Annotated in this window: 10 protein-coding genes and 2 tRNA genes; 2 read left to right on the forward strand and 10 right to left on the reverse strand. The window is 49.4% G+C overall.

Going from position 1 to position 8,422, the window contains the following annotated elements; genetic code table 11:
- Position 1: 1 nt before the first annotated feature.
- The 6 genes from FD34_RS04500 to FD34_RS04525 all read right to left on the reverse strand — a co-directional run bounded on the left by FD34_RS04500 (position 2) and on the right by FD34_RS04525 (position 2,999).
- Positions 2-460: a MarR family winged helix-turn-helix transcriptional regulator gene (locus tag FD34_RS04500; protein ID WP_057807180.1), complete on the reverse strand. Its 459-nt coding sequence runs from the start codon at positions 458-460 to the stop codon at positions 2-4.
- A gap of 116 nt (positions 461-576) precedes the next feature.
- Positions 577-1,428: a hypothetical protein gene (locus FD34_RS04505; RefSeq protein ID WP_235805986.1), complete on the reverse strand. Its 852-nt coding sequence runs from the start codon at positions 1,426-1,428 to the stop codon at positions 577-579.
- Between the two features lie 374 nt (positions 1,429-1,802).
- A tRNA-Glu gene (locus FD34_RS04510) sits at positions 1,803-1,875 on the reverse strand.
- 82 nt (positions 1,876-1,957) lie between these two features.
- On the reverse strand, positions 1,958-2,287 hold the full coding sequence (locus FD34_RS04515; protein ID WP_057807184.1) for a hypothetical protein: 330 nt from the start codon (positions 2,285-2,287) through the stop codon (positions 1,958-1,960).
- Between the two features lie 104 nt (positions 2,288-2,391).
- A tRNA-Gln gene (locus tag FD34_RS04520) sits at positions 2,392-2,462 on the reverse strand.
- A gap of 48 nt (positions 2,463-2,510) precedes the next feature.
- A complete protein-coding gene (locus FD34_RS04525; RefSeq protein WP_057807187.1) occupies positions 2,511-2,999 on the reverse strand; it encodes a DUF7679 family protein in 489 nt (162 codons plus the stop codon).
- A 158-nt stretch (positions 3,000-3,157) separates the two neighbouring features.
- Here FD34_RS04525 and FD34_RS04530 point away from each other — a divergent pair, with 158 nt between their 5' ends.
- Complete coding sequence (locus tag FD34_RS04530) at positions 3,158-3,904, forward strand: matrixin family metalloprotease (protein WP_083479859.1); 747 nt, start codon at positions 3,158-3,160, stop codon at positions 3,902-3,904.
- Between the two features lie 16 nt (positions 3,905-3,920).
- On the opposite strand, the gene FD34_RS04535 is transcribed toward FD34_RS04530, so the two are convergent.
- From FD34_RS04535 to argF, 3 genes are all read right to left on the reverse strand, one after another.
- Positions 3,921-4,841: a DMT family transporter gene (locus tag FD34_RS04535; RefSeq protein WP_057807189.1), complete on the reverse strand. Its 921-nt coding sequence runs from the start codon at positions 4,839-4,841 to the stop codon at positions 3,921-3,923.
- Positions 4,842-4,952: 111 nt separating this feature from the next.
- Positions 4,953-5,885: a carbamate kinase gene (gene arcC, locus FD34_RS04540; RefSeq protein WP_057807191.1), complete on the reverse strand. Its 933-nt coding sequence runs from the start codon at positions 5,883-5,885 to the stop codon at positions 4,953-4,955.
- Between the two features lie 18 nt (positions 5,886-5,903).
- The gene (argF, locus tag FD34_RS04545) at positions 5,904-6,911 is read right to left on the reverse strand and encodes an ornithine carbamoyltransferase (RefSeq protein ID WP_057807193.1); all 1,008 of its coding nucleotides are present in this window, start codon (positions 6,909-6,911) and stop codon (positions 5,904-5,906) included.
- Positions 6,912-7,200: 289 nt separating this feature from the next.
- On the opposite strand from argF, the gene FD34_RS04550 reads away from it, so the two are divergent.
- Positions 7,201-8,040 carry a DNA-binding domain-containing protein gene (locus tag FD34_RS04550; protein WP_057807195.1) on the forward strand — a complete coding sequence of 280 codons (840 nt, stop codon included), beginning with the start codon at positions 7,201-7,203 and terminating at the stop codon, positions 8,038-8,040.
- Positions 8,041-8,104: 64 nt separating this feature from the next.
- Here FD34_RS04550 and FD34_RS08575 read toward each other — a convergent pair whose 3' ends face one another.
- On the reverse strand, positions 8,105-8,305 hold the full coding sequence (locus tag FD34_RS08575; protein WP_152936722.1) for a hypothetical protein: 201 nt from the start codon (positions 8,303-8,305) through the stop codon (positions 8,105-8,107).
- Between the last annotated feature and the right edge of the window lie 117 nt (positions 8,306-8,422).

The raw sequence follows: 8,422 nt of genomic DNA on the forward strand, positions 1-8,422 counted from the left end.
TTCATCCCTTTCGTTTCAGCTGTGCGTTTTTGGCCATCATATCCGTGAGCTGGGTCTGCATCTTGTCGACAACCCGAATAAACTGCTCGCGCTCCTTGGGGCTGACGTCCGTAAGCAGGCGCCGGGCAAACGCGGTCCGCTTCGCCACCAGGTCGGCGTGAAAGGTGCGCCCACGCGTGGTCAGGGCAACCCGGATCACCCGCCGGTCCCGTTCATCACGCTGGCGTGACACATAACCGTTGCGCTCCAGGCGTTCTAAGACCTCGGTCAGCGACCCCGGCTTGACACCTGCCAGTACGGCTAATTCACGCTGCGCACACCCCTCGTGGTGGGCAATCAGGTCGATGATCCGGCCCTGCCCCCGAAAGTTGGACGGCTGGGCCGCACACTGGATAGTACTGTTGATGTCCTTCACCAGGTCGGCGAGGCGTTTAAAGAACTCCTCATTGGAAACCGCCATGCCCATTGCTCCTTTCAAAATAGTTAGGTGCATAACGATTGATTATTTTACTACTAATTTTGGGAAATTTAAAATAAAAAAGCACCCGCGCACTAGCGGATACTTGATATGGATTATTACTGTTCGTCAGGCGTTGGCGTTACATTACCGCCACCAGCCGGGCCCTGGTTATCGGTACCTTCTGAATTGGCATTATTGTCGCTCCGCGGAACCTCAGTGCTGTTGTTACCACTACCACGGCCACCGCCATAGCTTCCACCACGGTAATGACTGCCACCAGTGTAACCAGCATTACTCTGGCGCGTGGTCGTCCTGCTGCTGCCACCACTATTTCTTTGGCTCGTGGCAGTACTGCTATCACTCTGATCTGAACTGGTACTGGACGATTGATCACTGCTGCTTGATGACTGACTAATTGCGGATGAGCTGCTACTGCTGTCGGACGACTCATCGTTTGATTGTCCCTTGACCTTCAGGCGCTTGACAACCTTCTTGTCACCACGCTTAGCCGTGATATCGTAGGTTCCCGGGGTATCAAAGACAAACGAACGGGTAACCGTATCGTCACCCTTGCTTGGCTTGAAGGTCTTCACAACCACGCCGCTGCGGTGCCCCTTGATTACAACCTTAGTCTTTGCCGAGATTAGGAACTTAACCTTGGCTTCACCGTTATCGTTCATGCGGGCCGTCTTCTTAAACTTGAGCATCACGTCGCCCTCATCATCATCGGCCGTTGGCTCCACTGCTGAGGAAGACTGACTGCTCTTGGCTGGCGCCGCGCTCTCCTTGTGACCGGCAAACGAGGTGACCCCAATGCCCACCAGACTGCCGACCAGAAGAACGACGAGCAGCCAGTTCACCGCGACCCGGCTGCCACTGACGTAGTTATAACCCCGTCGCGTATCCTTAACCTGACGAACGTAGCACATGACCAGTAGGACAGCGGCGACAATTGCTATGATTATCAATAAATTCTTAATTCGCATAATTTAAAACACCATTACTTATCATTACTTGTCCAAAAATTTAACCAATACAATGAAAGCTTACCATTAACGGCAGCGGTTTTTAAGACCCAATTATGATTTTAATTCTCGGCATCCAGGAAAGCCGCATTCCATCATGTTCTTAAAAAACGTGTTCCCCGGCTGCTTCTTAAGGGGTGATCCGCGAGGCAAAAGAAAAAACCGCCCAAATAGACGGCCCCTCCCCCCTGTTGAGAAGAAGTAATAAATTTTCCGCACTTTTCCCTCACTTGCAGAAAAATACATTTTCAGGAAAACAAAAAATGCCTTTATATCAACGTTTTAAGCTGATATAAAAGCATTAAAGCGATTAAAAATCACCCGCACGGGGATCGAACCCGTAACTCCGCCTTGAGAGGGCGACGTCTTAACCAATTTGACCAGCGGGCAATGTCATCTAACGTACAAGAATGATTATACGTTATCGGTCCAATACTGTCAATTGTAATTTTAAAATTTTTTGAAATCCGATTTATTCATATGATAACTCCAGCAAGTAGGCCCCCTTTGCCGGCAGGTGCGAAGTCGTCACCCACACGTCGTGGTAAATCGGCTGCTCACTGTTGGTCTTAGCAAAATAGTCGTCAAGCAGGTCCTCGTTCTTCGCCACAAAGTCATTTGATAGGCGGTTAACCATCAGTGACAGGTTGGGAAAATAATACCCCGCGTCTGCGATCTTCAATGAATCATTAATTGCCATCATGATTGTGTTGGTATAACGCGGCTGTTGCATCATGATCAACTCCGGGTGTCGCTTGATCTTCGTTAAAACATAATAAATCGAATCAGAATTGCTTGCCATTTCTCTTTCTCCTTGTCCTAACTACCATTGTAACAAAAGCGGTCGGTTAAAACAAAAAGTCGCAATTCAAACATAAAGATTGAATTACGACTTTCCAAAGTAAGTTGGGAATACTGGGTTCGAACCAGTGATCCAGGATTCAGAGTCCTGCGCCTTACCGCTTGGCCAATTCCCAATGACGTTGTCTCATACAACAGTCATTACTATATAGAAGATTCCACAATTAGTCAACCCTTTTTCCCAACTCTTTTTGAAATTTCTTTTTTTGAGTGGCAATCCGGGCTTTGGTTACTAATGAAACCGCACGTGTGTCTGTCCCGTTGCACCAGTGATCGACATCGGCCTTGATCTGCTCCTGAGAGGCCGGAACATAATCGTGACGCAGGTAGTTATAGTTGACCTGACTACTTTGCTTTTGCCAGATCTCTGCCATAATGAACTGACTCCGGGTCCGCTGTAGGTCCGTGGGCATCTCATCAGCAGTGATCGCCACCACATCATCGACCTTAGCCGTAGCGATCGGCGGTAAGGGCCCGCCACTGGGCAAGTACGGGGCAACTGGGACGTTGATCAACGCTCCTTGCATTACTTCCTGCCAATTTTTGCGGGTGGCCATCCGGTGCTCTAGGCCAGGCTCAACATCGTTTGCCACCAGGTAATCACGCTGCTCTCCCCAACTCAGTATGACATGAACTTTGAATACATGTGCCATGTTGTTCCCTCCCTTAGCTCTAACTTTATTTTACCGCACCTATCGCGGCTTGTGAATTAGTTCATAATCAATTCATTAAATCATCCGCAATTCTCCACGAAATAATCACTTTTATAGACAACAATAGGACAATATAATAAACTTTCAATTATTAGGAGGTGGTCAAAATCCGCAAACGCCTATTCTTGCCACTGGTCTACCTGCTTGCCTTTGGTGCCCTCATCTGGTTCTATCAAAATAGCCCGCGCTTCCAGCAGTACGCGAACGTTGCCATCCATGATGCCCAGGTCCTCACCTATAACGGTCTTAACAAGCTGACGGGGAATAAGCCAACGGCGACCGAGCAACGGGTCGACCCAACCCATACCAACGCCACAACAACCGGATCACGGTGGCCTCATGCCTCAGCAACGGTTTATGTCGACCTCAGTAACCCCGTCCTCCGCTCTGCCGCAGAATCGGCCCTCAGTCAGTGGAACCGGACCGGTGCTTTCACCTTCAAACAGATTAATGATAAGTCCAAAGCCGATATTACCATTACGGCCATCAACGAGAACAACGATAACGCCGCCGGACTGACCAACTCGACGACCAACGCAATGACCGGTTACATTACTCACGCCGACGTCCAACTCAATGCCGGCTACCTGCTCGATCCCAGCTACGGCTACTCACAGCAGCGCGTGATTAACACGGCTGAGCACGAGCTGGGCCATGCCATTGGCCTCCAGCACAACAATGGTACCTCGGTCATGCAACCAGCCGGCTCCTTCTTCAAGATCCAACCAGCCGACGTCGCAGCGGTCAGGAAGTTGTACGCACAAACACCCCAAGCCACCAACGAAAGCAGCAGTAGTACTCAACAATCTATCGACGCAAAAAAACTGTCCACTTTATCGAAATGAAGTGAGCAGCTTTTTGTTATGCGATCTCGCCGCCATCATGGTGAAGCGGGATCCGGATATTAATCGCCAGCACCGCCACGATGACCAGGACCGAGCCCAGCACGTCGGCACCGGTCATGTGCAGATGAAATATCAGCACCGAGCCAATCGTGGCCGAGAGCGGCTCAAAGGCGTCCATCAGGCTAAAAGTCGTGGCATCAATATATTTCAGCGAGTTATTAGCCAGTTGGAACGGAATCAGAGTCCCAATCACCAAGATGCCGAGCCAACAGGTCCAGACGATTGGCAGGTTTGGAATATGGGGCTGGGCAGGATGCATTGCCAGCAGAGCCAAACCAGCGAAGAGAAGCCCCCACCCGGTAACCACCAGGGACGGTACGCGATTGGTCCGCAGCATCTGTTGAGGAATCAGGGTGTTAGTAGCCACCCCGATGGCTGCTACCATCCCCCAGAAAAGGACCAGGGGCGTGACCGCCAGGTGGTCTACCTTACCGTGGGTAGCGATGATGAAAACCCCAGAAAAGGCAATAATAGCGCTGATAATCTCAATCCGCCGCGGCGGAATGTGGCGAAAGGCTGCCAAGTAGGCAATGGTGAAGAAAGGGCCAAGAAATTGCAGCACCGTTGAAATCGATGCATTCCCATACTGCACCGCCATAAAGTAGCCATACTGGACCGGCACCAGGCCAAAGAAACCGTAGGCAAAGATTACCCAGGCATCGTGTAGGTTACGAAAGATCTGCAGCGGGTGGTCCCCCTTAAACTGGCTGATTATCAGCAGGATCACGCCAGCTGAGATCATCCGGGTCTGCGTCACCCACATTGAGGTGATACTGGTGCTCACGTTGAAGAGGGCCTTAGCAAACAGGCCCGAGATCCCCCAGAAAGTACAGGCCACGATGACCATGACCGTCCCCAAGACTTTTTTATTTGTCATAACATTCCACTTTCCAATCTAAAATTTTCACAAGTGCCATTCTACCACACTTTTTAAAGCAAAAAAGACGGCAATGAATCTATCCAATCCATTGCCATCCTTAATTCTTATTTAGTTGTCACGGATAACCGTACCAACCTTACCAGCCAGGGCATCGTCCAGACCATTGAGGGAAGTGATAATTGCTTCCCGCTCAGGGTGACCTTCAACGAATGACAGGCAGGCTTCAATCTTTGGCAGCATGCTGCCGGCAGCAAACTGCTTTTCGTCCATGTACTTGTGGGCTTCATCGATCGTCAGCGTCTTCAGAGCCTTCTCATCTGGCTTGCCATAGTTTACGTAAACGTAATCTACCGCCGTCAGGATGATCAGCTTATCGGCACTAATTTGATCAGCTAAGAGGGCACTTGAACGGTCCTTATCGATAACGGCAGGAACACCCTGGAGGCCGTCGTCAGTCATGATGACTGGGACACCACCGCCACCACCAGCGATAACCAGATCACCGGATTCGATCAGCGTGTTGATGCTGTTGAGCTCCATGATCTTCTTCGGCAGTGGTGAAGGAACAACCTGACGGTAACCCCGTCCAGCGTCTTCCTTGAAAGTGTAACCCTTTTCCTTTTCGATCTGCTCAGCTTGTTCCTTCGTGTAGAAGTCACCAACCGGCTTGGATGGGTTATTGAATGCAGGATCCTGTGGGTCAACGGCGATTTGCGTAACAATCGTGGCCACATTCTTATTCATCCAACGCTTGTGCAGTTCGTTTTGCAGACTTTGCTGTAAGTGGTAACCAATGTAGCCTTGGCTCATGGCCCCACATTCTGGGAATGGGAAGGCAGCCGTCTTACCATTTTCCGCAGCAAAGTTCATACCCAGGTTGATCGCACCGACCTGTGGACCGTTACCGTGGCTGATAACAACCTGGTTACCGGCGTCGATCAGACCGATCAGTGAGGAAGCGGTGTTCTTAACCAGCTTTAATTGTTCTTCAGGTGACTTACCAAGGGCGTTACCACCCAAGGCAACAACTACTTTAGCCATGTAGCAGTCCTCCCTTGATTAGCCTTGTTCACCTAAGGTTGCAACCATGACAGCCTTGATAGTGTGCATCCGGTTTTCAGCTTCACGGAAGACAACGGAGTGCTTGCTTTCGAAGACTTCGTCAGTAACTTCCATTTCCTTAAGGCCGAACTTCTTGTAGATTTCCTTACCAACTTCAGTGTCAAGGTTGTGGAATGCAGGCAGGCAGTGTTCAAAGAGAACGTTAGGGTTTTCAGTAGCCTTCATAACGTCCATCGTTACTTGGTAAGGCTTAAGCAGGTTGATCCGCTTTTCCCACATGTCATCGGATTCACCCATTGATACCCAAACGTCGGCGTAGATAACATCCATGCCCTTAACGTCTTCCTTAACATCGTTGGAAACAACGATCTTAGCACCAGTTTCCTTAGCAATGGCGTTAGCCTTGTCCAGGACTTCCTTAGTTGGGTTCAATTCCTTAGGAGTTACAACGTGGTATTCCATCCCCATAACGGCAGCACCGAGCATCAGAGCGTTAGAAACGTTGTCTTGACCGTCACCAACAAAACCGAACTTGATGTCTTCGTAAGGCTTCTTCAATACTTCGTGAGCAGTTAAGAAGTCAGCCAGGACTTGGGTTGGGTGGTCTTCGTCAGTCAGACCGTTCCAAACAGGAACACCTGAGTACTTAGCAAGGGTTTCAACGTTACGTTGTGAGAAACCACGGTATTCAATACCATCGAACATGCCACCAAGAACACGGGCAGTATCCTTAACAGATTCCTTGTGGCCAATGTGTGAGCCTGAAGGACCTAAGTAGGTTACATGAGCACCTTCGTCCTTAGCACCAACTTCGAAGGAGCAACGGGTACGAGTTGAGCTCTTTTCGAAGATCAAAGCGATGTTCTTACCTTCAAGGTTCTTAGCTTCAGTACCTGCGTACTTAGCCTTCTTCAGGTCTTCAGCCAGGTTAAGCATGTATTCCATTTCACGCTTGTTGAAGTCTGAAAGAGTTAAGAAACTACGATTACGTAAATTAAAAGCCATAATTAATTCCTCCTTGGTTTTTACAGTTACTATCATACCGGTATACTTCAAGAAGCTTCGCATAACATCGCAAAATTGCAAAAGAAAATTTTCTTTTCTCGGCTCCTCAAGGCCCATCATAACATCAATGGAAGCGGAACCACGGTTTTTATAAAACAAACCGCCTTTTTTCGGGAAAATTTCCTAACGATACGTTATAAGCATTGTGCAATACCACACAGGGGTATAAAATGTTGTCGAGTATCAAAGAACTTCATTCTACTTCACCAAATCAAAGGAGCCCTGACCAGTGAACTTTTACATTGTCAACAGCAACGACAACAGCACGGAACTACTGAAGGACATCATCGAAAATGACTTCAATAACTCAATTGTCGGCACCACCACCAACCCCCAGCAAGCCTACGATGATGCCATGCGGCTTAGCATCGACATTATGTTCGTTGACTTTACCATGCCACGGATTGACGGGGTAGAGTTAATTCGCCGTATCCAGGATAGCCGTCACTACCCCCACTTCATCATGATGGCCCCGGCAATCGACCCGGCCACCCGAACACGAGCTTACAAGAGCGGAATCGACTTCTTCATCGAGAAACCGCTCAATATTGCCGAGGTCAAAACCGTTATTAAACTGGCCAGCCAGAACATCGATATGTCCAAGCGTCTCCTCCAGATCCTCGACCTGGTCAGCGGGGCTGCCACCAACAGTAACACCGTCTCGATCAGCTACAAGGAAAAGCAGAAGGAAAACGCCAAGTCGATCCTGCGCTTCCTCGGTATTACCGCTGGTAACGGCGGGCAGGAGATTATTAGCGTCATCAACATGATGATTGAGCGGGAGCTAGACTTTGAAGAGATTAATTTTGAGGAAAGCTACCACTGCGATAAGCACGGTAAGAAGATCATTTTTCAGCGGATTCGGCGTGACATCCGGGCTGGTCTGACTAACCTCGCCCATATGTGCATCGACTACCCGGAAAACGACATCATTTTGGAGTATGCCAACAACCTGTATGAGTATAAGAACATCCACAACGAAATTGCCTACCTTCAGGGGCAACGTCAGACTGGGGGGCAGGTATCAATCAAGCATTTCTTCAACGGCTTGATCCAAGAGAGCAACTAAATAATACAAAACGGGGAGCCGCTAGTGGACATGGGCGGCTTCCCGTTTTGTATTCTCGATTCTCTTAATGATGCCAGTAATGCCAGGCCAGGTACACCCAGAAAGAAACAAGCAGGATTGTGTAGCCCGCTGCCAGCCAAATAACATACTGGAGAAATGCCCAGCCAAGGAGCCGCCAGACGATCCAAAGGCAGATCGTCAACACCAGCCAGACAGCTAGCCGCTCCTGGACCCGTTTCATCCTGGTCCGTAGTCGTACCTGCAACGCTCTTCCCCTCCTAATAAAAGAGCCGCCGGTCGATGCTCGGCAGCTCTACTTAGTTCTCTAGTTGTTCTTATCCATCTCGGCACGCAGCTGCTTGCCAATCTCCTCGTAACCAGG

Source organism: Limosilactobacillus pontis DSM 8475, from assembly GCF_001435345.1.
Lineage (GTDB): Bacteria > Bacillota > Bacilli > Lactobacillales > Lactobacillaceae > Limosilactobacillus > Limosilactobacillus pontis.